This is a genomic window from Halorubrum sp. LN27, from assembly GCF_016635065.1.
In the GTDB taxonomy this organism is placed as follows: domain Archaea; phylum Halobacteriota; class Halobacteria; order Halobacteriales; family Haloferacaceae; genus Halorubrum; species Halorubrum salipaludis.
Window position 1 is genome coordinate 695,764 of the sequence record NZ_JAEPET010000001.1, and the last position, 19,915, is coordinate 715,678.

Sequence of the window (19,915 nt, forward strand, 5' to 3'; positions counted from 1 at the left end):
GTGGGCCGTCTCGGCCCGCTCACGACAGGTGTTCGGCCACGTCGGTCGACGAGACCATCCCCACGTAGTCGTCGTCGACGACGGGGAGGTGTTTCACGCCGTACATCGTCATCATCGCGGCGACCTCCTCCATCATGAGGTCCGGGGTCACGGTCTCGACGTCTTCGGTCATCACGTCGCGAACGACCGTCTCGCCGAGGTCGCGGCCCTCTGCGACGGCGCCGACGATGTCGCTTTGGGTGACGATACAGCCGCCGCCGGTGGTCACGACGAGCGCGCTGATGTCGCCGTCGCTCATGCGACGCGCCGCCTGCCTGAGCGGTTCGTCGGCCCCGATCGTTTCCAGCGGCGTCGACATGACTTCGCTGACGCGCGTCCGGTCGTCCAGATCCATACTCTGCTGTGTGTTACCACACCAGATGACTCTTCCGGCTGGTGCAACGCGACGGTGGTGTCGTCACCGGGCGTCGCGGCGGCGACCTCGTCCCCCGCGCCGCCGACGGGTCGCCTACCGCTTCCCCGAGAGGAACGCGGTGAGGTCGGTCGTCGACACCATCCCGATCAGCTCTCCCTCCCCGTCCACGACGGGCAGGTGGGTGTAGCCGTGTACGGTCGGTTCGGCGAGTTCCTCGACCGTGTCGTCGGGCTCGACCGTCACCACGTCGGTCGTCATGAACGCCTCGACCGCCGTCTCGTCTTCGGGATCGTTCTCCCGGACGAGCGAGACGAAGTCGGTCGCGGTGATCAACCCCTTCAGTCGTCGACTCCCGTCGACGACGAGGATCGAGTTCTTCCCGGTTTCGAGCATCCGTCGGGCGGCCGTCGCGGCCGAGGCGCCCGATTCGATGGTGAGCAGATCGGTCGACATGAGCCGCTCGACGGCGAGGTCAGACATGTGGCGTGATAACGCGGCCCGGGGTCATCAAACGTGGGGTCGTCACCCGTCCCGTCGCCCCTTCGTCACCGCTCCGTCGTCCCTTCGTCGCCACCGGCCCCCGCGGCTCGCTCACTCCTCGACGAGGTCCGCCGGCGCGCCCGCCAGCCCGGCCAGCGCGTCGGCCTCGACGTGGTGGAGGTCGCCGGGGATCACGAGCAGGTGCAGTGGGTCGCCGAACTCGCGGTCCGCGAGCGCGCTCAGGCGGTCGGCGGCGACGACCGAATCGGGCGACCCCGCGCGGGCGACGACGACGGCGAGCGCGTCCTCCCACCCGTCGGCGAGCAGGCCGGCGGCGACGTCCGCGGTCATGTACTCCTCGTGGTCCGGGTCGGGCCCGGTCGGGCCGGTGCCGACTTTGATGTCGAGGTAGACGACGGTGTGGAGCCCGCGCTCGCGGTTCGCCTCGATCGTGTCGATCACGCTCCCCGGCACGTCGTCGCCGCCGTGGGCGTACGGGAACGGGAGCGTCGTCGCCTTGCCGAACCGGTAGTTCTGGAGACCGGTGAGGCTCGACGCGGCCGACTGGGCGGTGACGCCGTGGATCACGCGGGTGTCGATCCCGCGGTCCTCGGCGCGCAGCCGCAGGTCGGTGTGGGTCGTCGAGATCATCGTGTCGCCGGCGGTGAGGAACGCGACGTGGCCCTCTTCGGCCGCCGCGAGGATCGCTTCGGGGTCCCGCTCGACGCCCTCGCGCGACCGGACCTCGATCGCCGCGTCGTGGTACGCCTCGAGGTCGTCGACGGTGGCGCCGACCAGCTTGCTGGTGTAGAACTCCGCGAACACCCGGTCCGCGGAGCGGAGCGCCTCGCGCCCCTCGACGGTGATCGACCGCTCGTCGTAGAGGCCGAGACCGATGAACGTGAGCATACGACCCGTCGGGCGGGCGGCGAGTAAAAGGGCGCGGAACGGCGCCGCGCACTCGGGGACCACGACCGAACCGGGCGTCGGCGACGGCCGATCCTCAAGGTCCTTCATGATCATATCTTGTGATTCCATAGCAAGCCCTAAGAGGTAACCACCACAACGTCGACCTACGAGGCCCTCACGGGCTCACATACCACTATGACTGACGACGAACTCATCTGGCGGATATCGGGGGGATCCGGTGACGGGATCGCTTCGACCAGCCAGAACTTCGCGAAGGCCTTGATGCGATCGGGGCTCAACGTCTTCACGCATCGCCACTACCCGTCGCGGATCCGCGGCGGTCACACGTACACCGAGGTCCGCGCGTCGGCGGACCCGGTGAACTCCCGCGGAGACGGGTACAACTTCCTGCTCGCGCTCGGCGACTCGTTCGCCCGCAACCCGCAGGAGGAGGCCGTCTACGGGAACGAGGAGATCAAACCCCTCTCGGAGAACTTAGACGAGCTCCGCGAGGGCGGGGTCATCGTGTACGACGAGGGACTCCTCGACGCCTCCGAGATCCCGAACTTCGAGGAGCGCGCCGAGGAGAACGACTGGCACGTATACCCCCTCGACCTCCGCGGGCTCGCCCGCGATCAGGGTCGCGAGGTCATGCGGAACACCGCCGGCGTCGGCGCGACCTGCGCGCTGACCGGGATGGACCTCGACCACGTCCAGGACCTCATGCGCGACGCGATGCCGGAGAAGATCCTCGAGCCGAACCTCGAGATCCTCCAGATCGCGTACGACCAGGTCCGCGAGGAGTACGACGTGGACGCCCCGGACGTGTCGGTGCCGACCGGCGAGCACGACGAGACGCAGCTGCTCATGTCCGGCTCGGACGCCATCTCCTACGGCGCCATCGACGAGGGCTGCCGCTTTATCGCCGGCTACCCGATGACGCCGTGGACCGAGGTGTTCACCATCATGACGAAGAACCTGCCGAAGCTCGGCGGGATCTCCGAGCAGGTGGAAGACGAGATCGCCGCGGCCGCGCTCGCGGTCGGGGCCTCCCACGCCGGCGTGAAGGCCATGTCCGGCTCCTCCGGCGGCGGGTTCGCGCTGATGTCGGAGCCGCTCGGGCTCGCGGAGATGACGGAGACGCCCGTCGTCCTCGTCGAGGCCATGCGCGCCGGCCCGTCGACCGGGATGCCGACGAAGCCGGAGCAGTCCGACCTCGAACACGTCCTGTACACCTCACAGGGCGACTCCCAGCGCGTCGTCTTAGCGCCCGGGACCGTCGAGGAGGCGTACGAGCAGTCGCGGATCGCCTTCCGGCTGGCCTACGAGTACCAGATCCCGTCGATCCTCCTGTACGACCAGAAGCTCGGCGGCGAGATGACGAACGTCCCCAAGAGCCACTTCGACCGCGAGCCGAACCCGACGCTCGGGAAGACGCTCTCGGAGGACGCGCTGGCCGACGAGCCGCACTCGGCCGACGGGAAGTTCCACCGCTTCCAGCACGACGTCGAGGACGGCGTCTCCCCGCGGTCGGTCCCCGGCCAGAAGGGCGGTCGCTTCCTCGCGACCGGCAACGAGCACGACCCCACCGGGCACATCGCCGAGTCGCCCGACAACCGCGTCGCGCAGATCGACCGACGCACCCAGAAGCTCGAGGCGATCCGCGCCGACCTCGATACGGTCGACACCGGCTCGTACGCCGGCCCCGACGACGCTCAGTACGGCATCCTCACGTTCGGCAGCCAGCAGGGCACCGTCGAGGAGGCCGTCGGCCGGCTCAACGACGCCGGCGTCTCGGTGAAGTCGTACGGTGTCTCCGACATGCTCCCGTTCCCGACCGAGCAGGTCGCCGAGTTCGTCGAGAGCGTCGACGAGGTGCTCGTCGTCGAGATGACCGCCTCCGGACAGTTCCGCGGGCTCGTCCAGAAGAACCTCGGCCGCTACGGCGAGAAGCTGTCGAGCCTGCTGAAGTACAACGGGAACCCGTTCGAGCCGGCGGAGATCGTCGACGGGTTCGAGACCGCGATCATCGAGGGCGACGGCGACGCGTCCGGCCATCAGACCACCTTCGTCCCAGCCGCAGGTGACTAACTCATGAGCACGTTTTCAGCAATCGGAGAGGAGCGAGAGATCGACCGCGACGAGTACACGCCCGGCGTCGAGCCCCAGCCGACCTGGTGTCCCGGCTGCGGTGACTTCAGCGTCCTGAAGGCGCTCAAGCAGGCGCTCCCCGAGGTCGGCCGCACGCCCGAGGAGACGCTCCTGTGTACCGGGATCGGCTGTTCCGGCAAGCTGAACAGCTACCTCGACACGTACGGGTTCCACACGATCCACGGGCGCTCGCTGCCCGTGGCCCGCGCCGCGAAGCTCGCGAACCCCGATCTGGAAGTGATCGCCGCCGGCGGCGACGGCGACGGCTACGGGATCGGCGGGAACCACTTCATCCACACGGCCCGGGAGAACCACGACATGACGTACATCGTCTTCAACAACGAGATCTTCGGGCTCACGAAGGGGCAGACCTCCCCCACCAGCCCGAAGGGTCACAAGTCGAAGACGCAGCCGTCCGGTAGCGCCAAAGAGCCGATCAAGCCGCTCTCGATGTCGCTCAACGCCGGCGCCTCGTACGTCGCCCGGACCGCCGCGGTCAACCCGAACCAGGCCAAGGAGATCCTCATCGAGGCGATCGAGCACGACGGCTTCGCGCACGTCGACTTCCTCACCCAGTGTCCGACCTGGAACAAGGACGCGCGCCAGTACGTCCCCTACATCGACGTCAACGAGTCCGACGACTACGACTTCGACAAGACGGACCGCGTCGAGGCCCAGGAGATGATGCGGACGACCGAGGAGTCGCTCTACGAGGGCGAGGTCCTCACCGGCCGCTTCTACGTCGACGAGGACCGCCCGTCTTACGGCGAGGAGAAGCGCGCGATCGGCGAGATGCCCGAGGAGCCGCTGGCCGAGCGCTACTGGGACGACGACTACGAGTGGGAGCGCTCCCACGACATGTTCCTCGACAAGCACGCCTGAGGCCGCCTACCCGGGATCCCTGACCGATCCCGACGCGATTCGCCGTCCGTTCGTCTCGTTTTTCGGTTCGCAAGGTATTTTTTCCGTGGAGACAAAGTGGTGGTCATGAGTACGGTATCGACGGAAGAACGGATCCTGTCGGTGTTAGAGGAGGACGCGCAGGCCTCCTGTGCGGAGATCGCCGACCGGGCCGACGTCTCGAAGCCGACGGTGCGGAAGTACATCGACCGACTGGAGGAGAAGGGCGTGATCGTCGGCTACTCCGCGGAGATCGACCCGAAGAAGCTCTCCTCGCAGTCGATCGCGATGGTCGGGATGGACGTCGACTCCGGGAAGTACGTGGGCGCGACCCGGAAGCTGAAGGAGCTCGACGAAGTGCAGGCGCTGTACACCTCCTCCGGCGACCACATGCTGATGGCCGAGGTCCGCGCCGGCGACGGCGACGAGCTCGGCGACGTCATCTCCGAGAAGCTGCTGGCGATCGACGGCGTCACCGCGGCGCACCCCTCCTTCCTCCAGGAACGACTGAAGTAAGCCGGACCGGTCCTCGGAGCGGACTGGCCCTTTCTACCGGTAGGCGAGCGCGATGAGCACCCCCGCAACCGCCGTCGCGCCCAGCGCCGCGCCGGCGATCTCGGATTCGGTCGCCCCGAGCAGGATCCCCGCGAGCGGGAGACAGAGCAGCGCCCCGGTCCACATCGCCGCGCCGCCGAGCCGCCGCGCCCGCTCGCGACTCACGTCCGGCGTCGTCAGGAGCTCGCGTCGGTCGCGGTAGCGGACGAGCCAGCCGAGCGTCGCCGTCCCGACCGCGGCGACGCCGAACGCCCCGGCCGCGACGAGTCGCTCGGGGACCTCGAACGCGATCGCCGCGGCGAGCGCGAGCAGGAACGCCCCGGTTCCCCCGAGAACGACGGCGTTCGCCCGCGCGCCCGCGTCGTCGCGGTCGTCGACCCCGTAGAGCCTGCGGAGCCGACTCCCGGCTGGGAGGCTCGCGAGGGCGACGATCACGAGCGTGCCGCCGAGCGCGACGAGGAAGGCCGTCCCGATGTCAGCGCCGGTCATGGACGGCGGTTCGGCCGGCGACCACTTCAGTCCGACCCGTCCGCGGCGCGGTCACCGGAGCGCCTCTACGTCGGCGACGACGATCGACTCGTCGCCGGCCGGGCCGCGACGGGTGCCGCGGTGCGAGAACCCGTGCGCGCTGAAGAACTCGGTGGCGCCCGGGCTGTCGGCGGGGACGGTCGCGCGAAGGGTCCCGACGCCGTAGTCCGCCACCGACGACGCGACGCGCGCGAGCAGCTCGTTCGCGACGCCCTCGCCCGCGTGGTTCGGGTGGACCCACAGCGCGAGCAGTTCGGCCTCGCGACCCCCGTCCGCGCCGGGGGCACCCGACCCCTCCGCGGCGTCGTCGGCGTCGGGATGGGCGATGGCGACGCCGATCGGTCCGTCCTCCCCTTCCATCAGGAACGACCACTCGGCCTCCGCGGCGGCCTCGCGGACGCCGGCGGCGGACACGTCGAGCAGGGGAGCTCCGATGTCGTCGAAGACGGTCGCCTCGCGGGCTCGCGAGACCGCCGTTCGCAGCGCCTCTGCGTCGTCGGGCCGGGCCGCCCGGACATGCATGTACGACCGTGGGTAAAGAAGTCACCTATAGGTTTCGGGTCGGCAACGTTTCACAGGGGACCGAAGGAGAAAATCGAGAAAACGATCAGTTACACGGGGATTAAGCGTCTGACGCGCCCCCGTTCACACGAATCGACTCGTGTTCGTCCGGGACGATCCCGATCGAGTCGTCACGCGACCGGTTCGATCCCGATCGTGACCGCGACGCCCTCGACCTCCCACTCCTCGACGAGGCCGCCGTCCGCGTCCGCGGCGTCGCTCGGGTCGTCGAGCCACGCGTCGGCGCGCACCTCGCCGGCGATCAGGTCGGCGTGCTCGTCGACGAACCCGGCGATCCGGTCGTCGTCGACCGCGACGCCGACGCGGATCCGGGCCTCAACGTCCAGGTCGAGCTCCTTGCGCATCTCCTGGACCCGCCGGATCACGTCGCGGGCGTACCCCTCGGCCTCGATCTCGGGCGTCAGGGAGGTGTCGACGTAGACGGATCCGCCGTCGAAGTCGGCGCCGGAGACATGCTCCGGCGGCTCCGCGACGTACTCGACCATCTCCTCGTCGAGGTCGACGGGCTCGCCGTCGACGGTCACCTCGCCGCCCTCGACCGCGGCGCGGGTCGCGCCCTGCACCGCCTCCATCACCTTCTGGGCGTCGGCGCCGAAGGCGGGACCGATCGCCGCCATCTGCGGCTCGGCGGTCTCGACGAGCTCGTCGAAGGCGTCGGTGACGGTCACCTCGCGGGCGTTGACGCGCTCGGCGATCAGCTCCGAGAGTCGCTCGACCGCGGCCGTGACGTCCTCGTCGTCGCTCTCGACGACCACGCGCGGCACGGGCCAGCGGAGCTTGCGGCCGGCCTGCTGGCGCGCGTTCGCGGCGGCCTCCTCCACGTCGCGGAGGACGGCCACGTCGCGTTCGAGCTCGGGGTCGCGGAGCCCGTCGTCGGGCTCGGGGTAGGCGAGCTGATGGACCGTCGTCGCCTCGCCGTCGAGCGTCTGGTACATGCGCTCGGTCATGTACGGCGCGATCGGCGCGAGCAGCCGCGTCACCTCGTCGAGGACGGTCGCGAGCGTCGCGTAGGCGCCCCGCTTCGAGGCGGAGTCGGCCTCCTCCCACATGCGGTCCCGGACCGCCTTCACGTAGAAGCGCGACACGTCCTGCGTGACGAACTCGACGACGGCGTTGACGGCGTCGCTGACCCGGTAGTCGGCCCACGCCTCGGTGACTTCGGCCTCCACGGACTGGAGCCGCGAGAGCACCCACTCGTCGACGAGTTCGAGCTCGCCGTCCGAGAGGTCGGCCGCGGCGGGGTCGTAGCCGTCGAGCTCCATGTACTCCAGCGGGAAGCGGAACACGTTCCAGAGGATGTTGAGCTTCCCCTGGATCTCCCCGAGCCCCTCCCACTCGAACGAGAGGTCGACGCCCTGCTGGTCGTGGCTGAGGAGGTAGGTGCGGAGCGGGTCGCGGCCGGCGCGCTCGATCGCCTCCTCCGGCGTGACGATGTTGCCGACGGACTTGGACATCTTGCGGCCGTCCTCGTCGTTGGCGAACCCGTGCATGAGGACCTCCTCGTAGGGGATCTCGCCGACCGCGGCGGTGCCCATGCCGAGCTGCGACCAGAACCAGCCGCGGGTCTGGTCGTGCGCCTCGACGATGAGGTCGGCGGGCCACAGCTCGTCGTGGGCCGCCTCGTCGCTCGGGTAGCCGAGCGTGCCCCACGTGGCGACCGAGGAGTCGAGCCACACGTCGAACACGTCCTCGACGCGGCGGTAGGTGGTCCCGTCCTCGACGATCGTGAGGTCGTCGACGGCGGGCCGATGGAGGTCGATCGACTCGGGGTCGACGTCCTCTTCGACGCGCTCGGCGAGCTCCTCGCGGGTGCCGATCACGATCATGTCGTCGTCGAGGTTCCCGGACTCCGCGTCCTCCGGCACCCAAATCGGGATCGGGACGCCCCAGTAGCGCTGGCGGGAGACGTTCCAGTCGGGCGCGTCCTCGATGAAGTCGCGGAAGCGGTTGTCGCGGGCCCACTGCGGGTGCCACTCCGAGTCCTCCATGTTGTCGAGGAGGTCCGCTTTCACGTCCGTGATCGAGATGAACCACTGGTCGGTGACCAGCTGGATGATCCCGGTGTCACACCGCCAGCAGTGGCCGTAGCTGTGGTTCACCGTGCCGTGCGCGAGCATCTGGCCGTCGGCGACGAGGTCGTCGATGATCTCGTCGTTGGCGTCGCGCACGAACTTCCCGGCGTACTCGCCGGCGGCCTCGGTGAACTCGCCGTTCGGGCCGACGGGACAGCGGATCTCGAGTCCGAGCTCGGTGCCGCGGTGGAAGTCCTCCTCCCCGTGGCCCGGCGCGGAGTGGACGAGTCCGGTGCGGTCGGCCTCCACGTAGTCGGCGGCGTACACCTGCCCGGCGCCCTCGAAGTCCGGGTACTCGGCGACGTGATCGGCGAGCGGGTGGTCGTACGCCCAGCCGACGAGCTCCTCGCCCGTCAGCTCGGCTTCGACCTCGTACTCCTCGTAGCGGCCCTCGGTGAGGACGTCCTCGACGCACTCTTCGGCGACGTAGAGCACCTCCTCCTCGCCGCCCTTCTCGGCGCGGACCGCGTTGTAGGTGAGCTCCTCGTCGACGGCGACGAAGGTGTTCGCGGGGATCGTCCACGGCGTCGTCGTCCAGATGACGAGGCTCCCCTCGCGGTCGGCGAGCGGGAACTTCACGTAGATGGAGGGGTCCTCGACGTCCTCGTACTCGACCTCGTTGTTGGCGAGCCCGGTCTCGCAGCGCGGGCACTGCGAGATGGAGCGTTTCCCCTGCTCGACGAGCCCGTTGTCGGCGACCTCGGAGAACGCCCACCACGCGGCCTCCATGTACTCCGGCGAGATGGTCTCGTAGGGGTCGTCCCAGTCCATCCACGCCCCGATCGACTTGAAGTCCTCGTCCATCGCCGCCCGGTTCTCGAGGGCGAACTCCTTGCACTTCTCGATGAACGACTCCATCCCGTACTCCTCGATGTCGCGCTTGTTCTCGAAGCCGAGCTCCTCCTCGACTTTCACCTCGATCGGGAGTCCGTGCATGTCGTAGCCGGGGCGGTCGGTGACGCGGTGGCCGGTCATCCGCTTGTGGCGGATGATCGCGTCCTTCAGCGTCTTGTTCCACGCCGTGCCGAGATGCATCTGTCCGGAGGTGTACGGCGGCCCGTCGACGAAGAAGAAGGGCGGGTCGTCGGCGTGCGCCTCCTTCGCCGCCTCGTAGGCGTCCGTCTCGTCCCAGTACTCGTCGACCCCGGACTCGACGTCCGCGGGCGTGTACTGGTCGTCGATCTCGTCCATACGGATCGGTTTCGGCGCGGATATTTGAATACGGCGGAGTTACGTGGGTGTGTGGCACGGATTGGCGGGGGCGGACGCGATCCGACCTCCCGCGTCGCTCGCCGCTGCCGCCACGGTTTATAAATCGCGGGCGAGACGTGTGACCATGGAATACCGACGGCTCGGTAACACGGGACTCAGCGTCTCCGAGCTCTGCTTCGGGACGTGGCGCTTCGGGCGGGAGACGAACGGCGTCGTCGAGACGGGCCGCGAGGAGGCACACGAGCTGCTCGACGCCGCCGCGGACCACGGGATCAACTTCATCGACACCGCCAACGTGTACGGGACGCCGCACGGGACGAGCGAGGAGTACGTCGGCGAGTGGCTCGCGGAGCGCGACCGCGAGGACTACGTGATCGCCTCGAAGGTGTACTTCCCGTTCGACGGGTGCGGCGAGCCCGGCCCCAACGACTCCGGACTGGGGCGAAAACACGTTCGCGCGCAGGTCGAGGGGACGCTCGACCGGCTCGACACCGACTACCTCGACGTGTACTACATCCACCGCTGGGACGAGGAGACGCCCATCGAGGAGACGATGCGCGTCCTCGACGAGCTGGTTTCGGAGGGGAAGGTCCACCACCTCGGCGCGTCGACGATGGCGGCGTGGCAGCTGACGAAGGCGCTGTGGACCGCCGACGTCAACGACTACGCCTCCTTCGACGTGGTCCAGCCGCTCCACCACGCCGGCTACTACGAGGACGTGAAGGAGTACCTCGACGTGTGCGCCGACCAGGACCTGGCGGTCTGTCCGTACTCCCCGCTCGCGGGCGGGTTCCTCACGGGCAAGTACGAGCGCGCGGATCCCGACGACCCCGAGCGGGTGATCGCGCCGGACGGCTCGCGGGCGAGCTTCGACGACCGGTTCGAGCGCTTCTACCTCTCCGAGCGCGGCTGGAAGGTGCTCGACGCGGTCCGGGAGGTCGCCGACGAACTCGACGCGACGCCCGCGCAGGTCGCGCTGGCGTGGCTCACCGAGTGGGACGAGTTCGCCTGCGTCCCCATCGTCGGCGCGCGGACGACCGACCAGCTCGCGGAGAACGTGGCGGCGACCGACCTCGACCTCTCCGACGAACAGTGGGATCGGATCATGGACGCGCGGTACGACTCGGACGGGAACCTCTGGGGACACTGAGCGCGAGAAGCGAGACCGCCCGAACTTTCCGCTCTACTCGTCGAAGTCGGGCAGGTCGTCGGGCGCGTCGAACTCCGCCTCCCAGTCGATGTACTCCTCTTTCAGCGTCTCGCAGACGATCTGCCCGAGCTCCGTGAGCCCCGCGTTGATCGCGGAGACCGTGCCCCACGAGTCCAGGTCCGGGTGGAGGTCGCGTTCCTTCCAGTCCTCGGGGAGCCCGGGCGCGTGGTAGCCGACGCGGTCGGCGAAGTCGTCCCAGAAGAAGTCGAATCGGGAGACTAACTCGAGGTCGAGGGCGATCCGCCAGTCCGCCTCGTCCATGTCGCTGCCGGCGGCCCACTCGGCGAACGCCTCCTCCCACGCGCCCTCGCGGAGGAACGCCTCCAGCTCGTCGCGGCGGTACTCCCCGCCCGCGACCTCCGCGTCCTCGTACTCGTTGGGGTCGACGGCGGCGAGTTCTGGCGGCTCCGGCGGGTCGACGTCGAGGGTCATGTGTCACCCTCCGCGCCGGCGGCCCAAAACGCTACGGGAGCGCGTCGCCTCGGGGGTGCATCGCCTCGGGAGCGCGTCGCCCCGGAAGCCACCAGTCTCGGGGAGACCGCCGCCCCGATCCGGTCCTTTTACCGCCGTCCCCCGCCGACCCACGGCCATGGAGCTCCGCGACATCTCGCGTCGGGCGGGGATCGCCGCCGGCGTCGTCACCGTGCTCGCGCTCGCAGCGCCGTACGCCGTTGTGTCGGGCGGCGAGTACGCGACCCAGCTCGCCGGGTACTACGCCTCCGGCCCCCTGGGCGCCGCCGGGGTCGCCCTGTTCGCGCTGCTCGGCGTGGTCGTCATCGCCTCCGTCGAGCGCGGCAACCTCGACCCGGGGACGCTCGCGGGCGTCGCGGTGATGCTCGGCATCGCGACGACGCTGAGCGCGGCGCTGTGGGCGACGGCGATCGAACCCACCACGATGTTCGCCGACCACCGCTGGCTGGAGTGGCACGCCCGCGCCGTGGTGGCGCTGTCGGTTCCGCTGCCGGCGTCCGCCGCGGTGTACGCCCGAGAGCTGTTGGCGTAGCGGCGGGACCGGATCGCGGCCGACATCCGCCGAACGAAAGGCCCTTAAGGTGGTGCCGTGTACCTCGAAGTGGACTAGGTCGGGCGGTTAGGCCCCGCTCGTCACCCGTGAGGTAGTCTTTAGCGGGGACCGAACAGCGGGCGCGTCCGGTCTGACCGGCGCGGGCCCCGAGAGCCAACGTGGAAGCCTCGTCCGCCGGGGACAGCGGTCCGTGGCGCCCGCTCGCAGGAGCGGTCCGTCGCGGTTCGTCGGCGACACCGGGTCAGGCGCGGAAGCGAGCAGCCCACCGCCGGACGCCCGTCGCTCGTCGGGTCGCGGGGTGGAGAAGGCAACCGGGATACCCCGCGCCGGAACGCCGGGCTACCCCGCCTGTCCGCCATTCATACCCGTTTTACCGCTCTGTCAACCCCCTGAGCAGATGCTGCCTTCCGATCCCGTGCAGTCACTACAGGCACGGTGGCGATAGATCGCGGGAGTGAGTCTCGCAAACTGGCTGTTCGGTTGTTTATAAGTGGGCTTGTGGTGTTGCTGTCGGCTGTTTATAAGTGATTGACGATGTTGCGGTGAAGACCTGCAAAGCCCAGTCGCGAGGGCGCCGCACGCTCGCTGCGCGCTTCAGTCGGTCGCTAACGCTCCCTCCTTCCAGTGCTTACGTCGCCTGCGGCGCCCTCGCGACTGCCCCTTTGAATTCCACCCCGCCCCGCACAGCACCGCCGGAAGACGGTCCTGCTCGCTCACTGCGTTCGCTGCGCGGGCTGCGACTTCCGTGCTCCCGCTCGCTCCCTTCGGTCGCTCGCGGGACCGCAGCCTCACACCTCCCCAGCCTCGTCACCGGACTACGTCCGGTTGCAAGCGAGAGCTTCGCTCTCGCCCTGTCGCTGGCGGCTGTCGCCGCCAGCGACTCCCTCGCACGCGCTCCTCACGGCCGCCTTCGGCGGCCGTTCGGAGGCGCGCGCCGACCGCATTGTTCTTTATAAGCGATCGTCGCCGTCGCTCACATCCCTTTTAAATATTCTCTCGCATCCACTAATCTGCAACACTCACTCCCGGTATCCATCAAGAGGAATTTCCGTCGACCGGTATTTCGAACTAAAAGATCGCTGAATAGTTGTTCTGAGGCCGATAGCGATCGAGCCGTTCAGGCCGATTTTACCGGTCCGAGGTGTCGGGTCCGTCGGTCTCGCGGACCGCGTCGAGCAGCTCGTCGTCGCCGAACCGGTCGCCGTCGCCGCCGACGCGCGCGACCCGGTCGCTGGCCGCCAGCACCGCCGCGTTCGCTTCCGTCTCGCCGCCGGTCGCTGTTCTCGGTTCCACCCGTCCGACCTCCCCGACCGCGACCGTCACGTCGGCCTCCCGCGCGAGCGCGACCGCCTCCGCCCGGCGCTCGTCGGGGACCCCTGCGAACGGGGGCGCCGTCACGGCCGTCGCGTCCGCGTCGGCGGCGACGCCCGCGGCCGCGTCGCCCTCGGGGACGACGCCGACGGAGACGGCGTGGCCCGCGGCGGCCAGCCGCGCGACGGCCCGTCCCGCCGGTCGCCCTCGCCCGACGACGTGGACGCGGCGCGGGTCGGCCTCGTCGTCTGGCTCTGCTCCGTTGTTCGCCTCGCCCCCGTCGGTCGCGTCGAACGCGGTGACCGTCGGCGTCCCCGTCGCCGGGCTCTCGCCGACGAACGCCTCGGCGTCGAACGCGTCCCGGAGCGCGTCCGCCGTCAGCACCTCCGCGGGGGGGCCGGCGGCCCGGACGCCGCCGTCCGCGAGGACGACGATCTCGTCGCAGTACCGCGCGGCCACGTCAAGGTCGTGGATCGCCGCGAGCGCGGCCCGCCCGTCGTCGACGAGGTCCCTGACGAGTTCGAGGGTCCGGACCGCGTGGTTCACGTCGAGGCTCGCCGTCGGCTCGTCGAGCAGCAGCGACGGGGTCGCCTGCGCCAGCGCTCGCGCCAGCAGGACGCGCTGGCGCTCGCCGCCGGAGACCTCCGTGATCGCCCGGTCGGCGAAGCGCGCGACCCCGGCTGCGTCCATGGCCTCTCGGACCGCGCGCTCGTCGTCGGGCCCGTGGCCGTCGAACCGACCGAGGTGCGGCGTCCGGCCCATCTCGACGACCTGCCGCACCCGGAAGTCGAACGCGAGGCTCGTCTCCTGCGGGACGCTGGCGACCCGTCGGCCCGCCTCGCGCGCGGACAGTGAGTCGGCGTCGTCGCCGTCGAGCCGGACCGCCCCGGCGTCGGGCGAGAGCGTTCCCTTGATCGCCCGGAGGACGGTCGTCTTCCCCGCGCCGTTGGGGCCGACGAGCCCCACGAGCGAGCCGCGCTCGACCCGGAGGTCGACCCCCGAGACGACCGGGACGTCGCCGAAGGAGACCACGAGGTCGCGGACCTCGATCGGGGGGGTTTCGGGGTCGTCGGCGTCGGGGGACTCCGGGCTTCCGACGACGGGCGATCCGGCGGTCACAGCTCGTCCACCTCCCGGGTCACGAGCAGGTAGACGAAGAAGGGCGCGCCGACGGCGGCGGTGACGACCCCCACGGGGAGCTCCGTGCTCCCGGCCCGCGCAAGCGTGTCGGCGGCGACGAGGAACGACCCGCCGGCGAGCGCGGCGCTCGGGAGGAGGACGCGGTGGTCGGGTCCGACGACCAGCCGGAGCATGTGCGGGACGATCAGGCCGACGAAGCCGATGATCCCCGCGAAGGCGACGCCCGCGGCCGTGATCAGCGCCGAGGCGGCCAACAGGATCCGCTTCGTACGCTCGACCGCGATACCGAGCCCCTGAGCCTCCTCCTCGCCGAGCAGCATGACGTTGAGGTCGCGCGCGTACACCAGGAGGACGCCGAACAGCGGCGGGACCACGACCGCGGTGACCGCCACGTCGCTCCACGCGGCCCCCGACAGGTGGCCCATCAGCCACGCGACGATCCGGCGGAGCGACTCGCCGGCCTGGAGCTGGAGGTACGAGATGACCGCGCCGAGGAACGTCTGGACGGCGACGCCGGCCAGCAGCAGGGTCGCGACCGGCGTCCGCCCGTGTCGGGTCGCGATGGCGTACACGCCGAAGGCGGCGGCGAGCGATCCGACGAACGCGAAGAGGCTGACGCCCGCGCCGTACGAGATCCCAACGTCGACGGCGCCGACGAGGGGGAGCGTCAGCGTCGCCGACAGCGCGACGGGGAAGACGATGAACGCGACCGCGCCGACGGCCGCGCCCGAGGAGACGCCGATGATCGAGGGGTCCGCCATCGGGTTGCGGAAGAACCCCTGCATCACCGTGCCGGCGGCCGCGAGCGCGAACCCCACGAGCGCGGCCATGAGGATCCGCGGGAGCCGAACGCCGACGACGATCTGCTGGTGCACGCGATCGACGGGGAACGCGAACGGGGACCGGTACGCGAGGTCGACGCCGGGCAGCGTGAGCGGCCCGACCCCCTGCGAGGTCGTCTCGATCCCGGCCGGGACGACCAGCGCGTTCAACACCGCCTTCACCACCTCCGCGGGCGGGATGCGGACGGGGCCGATCGCGGCGCTCACGACCACCGTGAGGCCAAGCGTCGCCGCTAACGCCGCGGACCACTTCGTCGAGCGCGTCCACGCACTCATTCGTTCTCCAACAAAACTTGTAGTAGGTAAGTACTTATTGGACGAGCGCCGTCGTCGATGCGATGCGAGACAGGTACGTCATCGCGATGGCCCTGCTCGTGACGACCGCCCTCGTGGGCGGCGTCGCGGGCCCGGCCGCGGGCGCACAGCCGACGACGATCGAGTCCCCGACCGACGGGCCGAGCGTCCACCAGACGGACGACGCGTGCGACTTCCCCGTCGAGCTGACGGACGCCACGGGGACGACGATTACGCTCGACGAGCGGCCCGAGCGGATCACGACGATCAACCCCTCGGCCGCCCAGACCCTCTGGGAGCTCGGCGCCGAGGACCGGGTCGTCGGCGTGACCCAGTACGCCTTCTACCTCGACGGCGCCACGGAGAAGGCGAACGTCTCCGCCTCGTTCGGCGCGAGCGTCGAGCGCGTCGTCGACACCGAACCCGACCTCGTGTTGGCGCCGAACGCCTCCGCGTCAGACGTCGAGCCGCTCCGCGAGCAGGGGCTTACGGTCTACCACTTCCCGGCGGCGACCTCCGTCGACGACATCGCCGAGAAGACGGAGACGATCGGTCGCCTCGTCGGGAACTGCGAGGCGGCCGCCGCGACCAACGAGGAGATGTACGACGCCGTCGAAGAGGCCGAGGACCGCACCGCCGACGTGGACCGCCCGGCCGCGCTGTACCCGCTCGGCGACGGATACGTGGCCGCGAACAACACGTTCATCGACGAGATCATGCGGGTCGGCGGGACCGACAACGTCGCCGCCGCGGAGGGCGACGGCTACCCGCAGCTCTCGAACGAGGTGATCCTCCAGACCGATCCCGAACTCATCCTCGTGACCGACCCCGAGGCGCGGATCCTCGACGAGGAGCCGTACGCCAGCACGACCGCGGGGACCGAGGGGAACTACGTGGTGATGGACGTGAACTACCTCAACCAGCCGGCCCCGCGAAGCGTCATCGAGTCGACCGAGACGCTCTCAACCGCGGTCGCGGACCTCCAAGCGGAAGACGGTGAAACCGCGGACGGCGAGGACGGGACGAGTGACGGTGAAGACGGAACGAGCGATGGCGGCGATGGAACGAGCGACGGTGAAGACGGGACGAGCGACGGTGAAGACGGAACGAGCGACGGCGACGATGGGACGAGCGACGGTGATGACGGCTCGGAGAGTCAGGCACCCGGATTCGGCGTCGTGACCGCCCTGATCGCGGCGCTCGCGGTGGCGCTGATCTCGCGGCGGCGCTGACACCCGGCGACCCCCATCTCCGGCCCCTCTCCGGAGCCACGGCTACCGAACCTACTAGCGGCCGCCCACGCTGTGGACACGACTCCCAGTGACGCCGGTCCTGATCCGCCGCCGACGAATCTCCCGCTTTATTTCTCTTTCAATATTACATTCACAAATATTGGGTGAAATATATCAAAACTACTCTCATTACGGGGGATATTCACTCGACACCGAAATCGGGTGGCACCTGTATTTATATTGAATGATTGATGAGGATTAGACACATCCATGACAGAAGACGGCAAACTGATCGACGAGGCGGAGACGTTCAATCGGCGCGCGGTGCTCGCTTCGGGCGGCGCGCTCGCAACGGGAACCGTCTTGGCCGGTTGTCTCGGCGGGAACGGTGACGACGGCGGCGACGGCGGAGCCGGAACCGAAGTGGCGATCATCTCCAGTCCGGCCGGCTTCGACGACAACGCGTTTAACGACAACGCGGTGCAGGGGCTCGAAGAGGCGTCGAACGACTACGACCTGACATACACGACCGTCGAGGCGACCGAGGAGGCACAGTACGAGTCGATACAGGCCGACACCGCAGAGAGCGACTACGACCTCATCGTCTGTGTGGGCGACAACCACACGGACCCGCTGTCGACGAACGCGAGCGAGTATCCGGACCAGAACTGGATGCTCATCAACAACGTCATCGAGGGGGCCGACAACGTCTCCGGCTGGATCGAGATGAACAACGAGATGTCGTTCCTCGCCGGCGTCGCGGCGGGCGTGATGACCCAGCAGGACTTCGAGTACGAGGGAAGCTCCACCGACCCCGACGGGACGACCGTCGGGTTTGTCGGCGGCGAGGACATCCCGCTCATCAACGCCTTCGAGCAGTCGTACATTGAGGGCGTTGAGTGGGTTAACGACGGTATTGAGGTGCTCACCGGCTACGGCGGGAGCTTCTCGGACACCGGTGCCGCCAACGACGTGGCCGAGTCGCAGATCGACGACGGGGCCGACATCGTCTGGCACGCGGCGTCCGCGGCCGGCGGCGGCGTCTTCTCTGCGGCGCAGGACAACGGGCGTTTCGCGCTCGGCGTCGACGTCGACCAGTCAGTGACCGAAGACCAGTATCAGGACGTGATCCTCGGGTCGGCCGTGAAGGCGCTCAACGAGGCGACCTACACCGTCGCCGGCGCGGTTGTCGAGGGCGACTTCTCCGAGTACGTCGGCGAGCAGAACCTCAGCATCGCGCAGGGGAGTATCGACTTCGTCGTCGGACAGGCCTTCGAAGGCGAGCTCCCCGACGCGCTCACCCAAAACATCGAGGACGCGAAGACCGGCTTCGAGAACGGAGAGATCGACCTGACCTGCGGGCCGACCAGCTGCTGAGCGCCGCCGCGGCGCTCCGTTGAGATTTATATCACCCACCATGAGAACACGATGACGCGAAACGCACCTGCGGTCCGTCTCGACGGGATAACCAAGCGCTTCGGGGACGTGGTCGCGAACGACGCCGTCGACTTCACGCTGGAGTCCGGCTCGATCCACGCGCTCCTCGGCGAGAACGGTTCCGGTAAGACCACGCTGATGAGCGTCCTGTACGGGCTCTACGACCAGGACGAGGGGACGATTCGGATCGGCGGCGAGGAGCGGACATTCGAGTCCCCGCGGGACGCGATGGACGCCGGGATCGGGATGATCCACCAGCACTTCCAGCTCGTCAAGCCGATGACCGTGCTCCAGAACATCGTTCTCGGCCACGAGCCGACCGCGAACGGGCTGGTCGACGAGGGCGACGCTCGGGCAGATGTCGAGGCGATCTGCGCGCGGTACGGGTTCGACGTCGACGACCATCTCGACACTCCTGTCGAGGACCTCGACTTAGGGACCCAACAGCGGGTCGAGATCGTCAAGAGCCTGTATCGCGGCGCCGAGATACTGATCCTCGACGAGCCGACGGCAGTCCTCACGCCGCAAGAGGTCGACAGCCTGATGGCGGTGATGAACGACCTCCGCGAGGACGGTCGATCACTCATCTTCATCTCGCACAAACTCGACGAGGCGCTCGAGATAGCAGACGATATCACGGTCCTCAGAGACGGTGAGGCGGTCGGAACCGTTTCCGCTACGAACGCGACCGAACAGGACCTAGCGCGGATGATGGTCGGCCGCGAGGTGCTCTTCGATCGGCTCGATCGCGAGGACGATCCTGGCGCTCCTGTCCTCGAAGCCGATGAGCTCCGAGTGACGGGGAACCGCGGCCGAGAACAGGTCTCGGGGATCGATCTCACGCTTCGTGAGGGCGAGATCCTCGGTGTCGCCGGCGTCCAGGGGAACGGACAGACCGAGCTCATCGAGGGGATCACGGGCCTTCGCACCCCCGACTCGGGGACCGTCAGACTGCGGGGGACCGACATTACGGACCGCAGCCGGCGCGCCCGCATCGAAGCCGGGATCGCGTACGTCCCGGAGGACAGACAGACCGAGGGGCTGGTTCAAGAGTACAGCCTCCGACGGAACGCGCTCCTCGGCAACCAGACGATCGCCCCCTACGCCGAGGGCGGGTTCATTGACTGGGACGCAGTCGGAGACCACGCCGAGAGCGTCATCGAGGAGTACGACGTTCAGCCGCCGAATCCGGACGCAGAGGCGCGGTCGCTCTCCGGAGGGAACCAACAGAAGTTCATCGTCGGCCGGGAGATCGGCCACGATCCCGACGTGCTCGTCGCCTCTCACCCCACCCGAGGGGTCGACATCGGCTCGATCGAGTTCATTCACGAGCGACTAATGGAACTTCGGGACGGCGGTATCGGTATCCTCGTTGTCTCCTCCAAGCTTGAAGAGATCCAGAAGCTCGCCGACCGCATCGCCGTGATGTACGAGGGCGAGTTCATCGATGTCGTCGACCCGGACGCGGTTACCGAGTCCGATCTCGGGCTCCTGATGGCCGGGCAGTCGCTCACCGACCGCGGAAGCGACGACGGTTCCGACGATGGTACCGATTCCGACGCCGACGGAGGTGTCACGGCGTGAGCGGCGCGGACGGCGGGCGCCCGCGCGAGGCGCTCGA

Annotated in this window: 17 protein-coding genes and 1 other RNA gene; 9 read left to right on the forward strand and 9 right to left on the reverse strand. The window is 68.9% G+C overall.

Translation table 11 applies throughout. From position 1 onward, the window contains the following. Positions 1-19: 19 nt before the first annotated feature. From JIN95_RS03360 to dph5, 3 genes are all read right to left on the reverse strand, one after another. Entirely contained in the window at positions 20-394 is a 375-nt protein-coding gene (locus tag JIN95_RS03360) for a CBS domain-containing protein (protein WP_095636518.1), read from the reverse strand. A 114-nt stretch (positions 395-508) separates the two neighbouring features. Next, positions 509-895 (reverse strand): CBS domain-containing protein, encoded by a 387-nt coding sequence (locus tag JIN95_RS03365; RefSeq protein WP_095636519.1) that lies wholly within the window; start codon positions 893-895, stop codon positions 509-511. Positions 896-1,006: 111 nt separating this feature from the next. Further along, a complete protein-coding gene (dph5, locus tag JIN95_RS03370) occupies positions 1,007-1,804 on the reverse strand; it encodes a diphthine synthase (protein ID WP_200530511.1) in 798 nt (265 codons plus the stop codon). 195 nt (positions 1,805-1,999) lie between these two features. Here dph5 and JIN95_RS03375 point away from each other — a divergent pair, with 195 nt between their 5' ends. From JIN95_RS03375 to lrpA1, 3 genes are all read left to right on the forward strand, one after another. After that, entirely contained in the window at positions 2,000-3,895 is a 1,896-nt protein-coding gene (locus tag JIN95_RS03375; RefSeq protein ID WP_200530512.1) for a 2-oxoacid:acceptor oxidoreductase subunit alpha, read from the forward strand. Positions 3,896-3,898: 3 nt separating this feature from the next. Continuing rightward, positions 3,899-4,837: a thiamine pyrophosphate-dependent enzyme gene (locus tag JIN95_RS03380; RefSeq protein ID WP_095636522.1), complete on the forward strand. Its 939-nt coding sequence runs from the start codon at positions 3,899-3,901 to the stop codon at positions 4,835-4,837. Positions 4,838-4,942: 105 nt separating this feature from the next. Beyond that, a complete protein-coding gene (gene lrpA1 / locus JIN95_RS03385; protein WP_095636523.1) occupies positions 4,943-5,371 on the forward strand; it encodes an HTH-type transcriptional regulator LrpA1 in 429 nt (142 codons plus the stop codon). A 33-nt stretch (positions 5,372-5,404) separates the two neighbouring features. On the opposite strand, the gene JIN95_RS03390 is transcribed toward lrpA1, so the two are convergent. The 3 genes from JIN95_RS03390 to ileS form a co-directional block, all read right to left on the reverse strand. Next, positions 5,405-5,899, reverse strand: a complete 495-nt coding sequence (locus JIN95_RS03390; RefSeq protein WP_200530513.1) for a hypothetical protein — start codon at positions 5,897-5,899, stop codon at positions 5,405-5,407. Positions 5,900-5,950: 51 nt separating this feature from the next. Next, a complete protein-coding gene (locus JIN95_RS03395) occupies positions 5,951-6,460 on the reverse strand; it encodes a GNAT family N-acetyltransferase (protein ID WP_095636525.1) in 510 nt (169 codons plus the stop codon). A gap of 170 nt (positions 6,461-6,630) precedes the next feature. Continuing rightward, positions 6,631-9,783 (reverse strand): isoleucine--tRNA ligase, encoded by a 3,153-nt coding sequence (ileS, locus tag JIN95_RS03400; protein WP_200530514.1) that lies wholly within the window; start codon positions 9,781-9,783, stop codon positions 6,631-6,633. A 145-nt stretch (positions 9,784-9,928) separates the two neighbouring features. On the opposite strand from ileS, the gene JIN95_RS03405 reads away from it, so the two are divergent. Then, complete coding sequence (locus JIN95_RS03405) at positions 9,929-10,954, forward strand: aldo/keto reductase (RefSeq protein WP_200530515.1); 1,026 nt, start codon at positions 9,929-9,931, stop codon at positions 10,952-10,954. A 33-nt stretch (positions 10,955-10,987) separates the two neighbouring features. On the opposite strand, the gene JIN95_RS03410 is transcribed toward JIN95_RS03405, so the two are convergent. Beyond that, on the reverse strand, positions 10,988-11,446 hold the full coding sequence (locus tag JIN95_RS03410) for a hypothetical protein (RefSeq protein WP_095636528.1): 459 nt from the start codon (positions 11,444-11,446) through the stop codon (positions 10,988-10,990). A 157-nt stretch (positions 11,447-11,603) separates the two neighbouring features. On the opposite strand from JIN95_RS03410, the gene JIN95_RS03415 reads away from it, so the two are divergent. Then, positions 11,604-12,017 carry a hypothetical protein gene (locus tag JIN95_RS03415; RefSeq protein WP_200530516.1) on the forward strand — a complete coding sequence of 138 codons (414 nt, stop codon included), beginning with the start codon at positions 11,604-11,606 and terminating at the stop codon, positions 12,015-12,017. Between the two features lie 67 nt (positions 12,018-12,084). After that, positions 12,085-12,396: signal recognition particle sRNA (gene ffs / locus JIN95_RS03420), an RNA gene on the forward strand. A gap of 770 nt (positions 12,397-13,166) precedes the next feature. Here the strand turns inward: ffs and JIN95_RS03425 are convergent. Continuing rightward, positions 13,167-14,468, reverse strand: coding sequence for an ATP-binding cassette domain-containing protein (locus JIN95_RS03425; RefSeq protein ID WP_200530517.1), 1,302 nt, complete (start codon positions 14,466-14,468; stop codon positions 13,167-13,169). Next, positions 14,465-15,607, reverse strand: coding sequence for a vitamin B12 ABC transporter permease BtuC (gene btuC / locus JIN95_RS03430; protein ID WP_095636531.1), 1,143 nt, complete (start codon positions 15,605-15,607; stop codon positions 14,465-14,467). The genes JIN95_RS03425 and btuC overlap by 4 nt, the downstream gene beginning before the upstream one ends. Before the next feature lie 62 nt (positions 15,608-15,669). Here btuC and JIN95_RS03435 point away from each other — a divergent pair, with 62 nt between their 5' ends. The 3 genes from JIN95_RS03435 (at position 15,670) to JIN95_RS03445 (ending at position 19,878) form a co-directional block, all read left to right on the forward strand. Then, the gene (locus JIN95_RS03435; RefSeq protein ID WP_200530518.1) at positions 15,670-16,857 is read left to right on the forward strand and encodes a PGF-CTERM-anchored ABC transporter substrate-binding protein; all 1,188 of its coding nucleotides are present in this window, start codon (positions 15,670-15,672) and stop codon (positions 16,855-16,857) included. 270 nt (positions 16,858-17,127) lie between these two features. Further along, positions 17,128-18,234 carry a BMP family ABC transporter substrate-binding protein gene (locus JIN95_RS03440; protein ID WP_095636533.1) on the forward strand — a complete coding sequence of 369 codons (1,107 nt, stop codon included), beginning with the start codon at positions 17,128-17,130 and terminating at the stop codon, positions 18,232-18,234. A 51-nt stretch (positions 18,235-18,285) separates the two neighbouring features. Next, positions 18,286-19,878, forward strand: a complete 1,593-nt coding sequence (locus JIN95_RS03445) for an ABC transporter ATP-binding protein (protein ID WP_095636534.1) — start codon at positions 18,286-18,288, stop codon at positions 19,876-19,878. Positions 19,879-19,915: the final 37 nt, after the last annotated feature.

Bases quoted from the DNA above. Each gene is read 5' to 3' on its own strand.
- JIN95_RS03360 (WP_095636518.1), bottom strand. From the start codon at position 394: ATGGATCTGGACGACCGGACGCGCGTCAGCGAAGTCATGTCGACGCCG.
- JIN95_RS03365 (WP_095636519.1), bottom strand. From the start codon at position 895: ATGTCTGACCTCGCCGTCGAGCGGCTCATGTCGACCGATCTGCTCACC.
- dph5 (WP_200530511.1), bottom strand. From the start codon at position 1,804: ATGCTCACGTTCATCGGTCTCGGCCTCTACGACGAGCGGTCGATCACC.
- JIN95_RS03375 (WP_200530512.1), top strand. From the start codon at position 2,000: ATGACTGACGACGAACTCATCTGGCGGATATCGGGGGGATCCGGTGAC.
- JIN95_RS03380 (WP_095636522.1), top strand. From the start codon at position 3,899: ATGAGCACGTTTTCAGCAATCGGAGAGGAGCGAGAGATCGACCGCGAC.
- lrpA1 (WP_095636523.1), top strand. From the start codon at position 4,943: ATGAGTACGGTATCGACGGAAGAACGGATCCTGTCGGTGTTAGAGGAG.
- JIN95_RS03390 (WP_200530513.1), bottom strand. From the start codon at position 5,899: ATGACCGGCGCTGACATCGGGACGGCCTTCCTCGTCGCGCTCGGCGGC.
- JIN95_RS03395 (WP_095636525.1), bottom strand. From the start codon at position 6,460: ATGCATGTCCGGGCGGCCCGGCCCGACGACGCAGAGGCGCTGCGAACG.
- ileS (WP_200530514.1), bottom strand. From the start codon at position 9,783: ATGGACGAGATCGACGACCAGTACACGCCCGCGGACGTCGAGTCCGGG.
- JIN95_RS03405 (WP_200530515.1), top strand. From the start codon at position 9,929: ATGGAATACCGACGGCTCGGTAACACGGGACTCAGCGTCTCCGAGCTC.
- JIN95_RS03410 (WP_095636528.1), bottom strand. From the start codon at position 11,446: ATGACCCTCGACGTCGACCCGCCGGAGCCGCCAGAACTCGCCGCCGTC.
- JIN95_RS03415 (WP_200530516.1), top strand. From the start codon at position 11,604: ATGGAGCTCCGCGACATCTCGCGTCGGGCGGGGATCGCCGCCGGCGTC.
- btuC (WP_095636531.1), bottom strand. From the start codon at position 15,607: ATGAGTGCGTGGACGCGCTCGACGAAGTGGTCCGCGGCGTTAGCGGCG.
- JIN95_RS03435 (WP_200530518.1), top strand. From the start codon at position 15,670: ATGCGAGACAGGTACGTCATCGCGATGGCCCTGCTCGTGACGACCGCC.
- JIN95_RS03440 (WP_095636533.1), top strand. From the start codon at position 17,128: ATGACAGAAGACGGCAAACTGATCGACGAGGCGGAGACGTTCAATCGG.
- JIN95_RS03445 (WP_095636534.1), top strand. From the start codon at position 18,286: ATGACGCGAAACGCACCTGCGGTCCGTCTCGACGGGATAACCAAGCGC.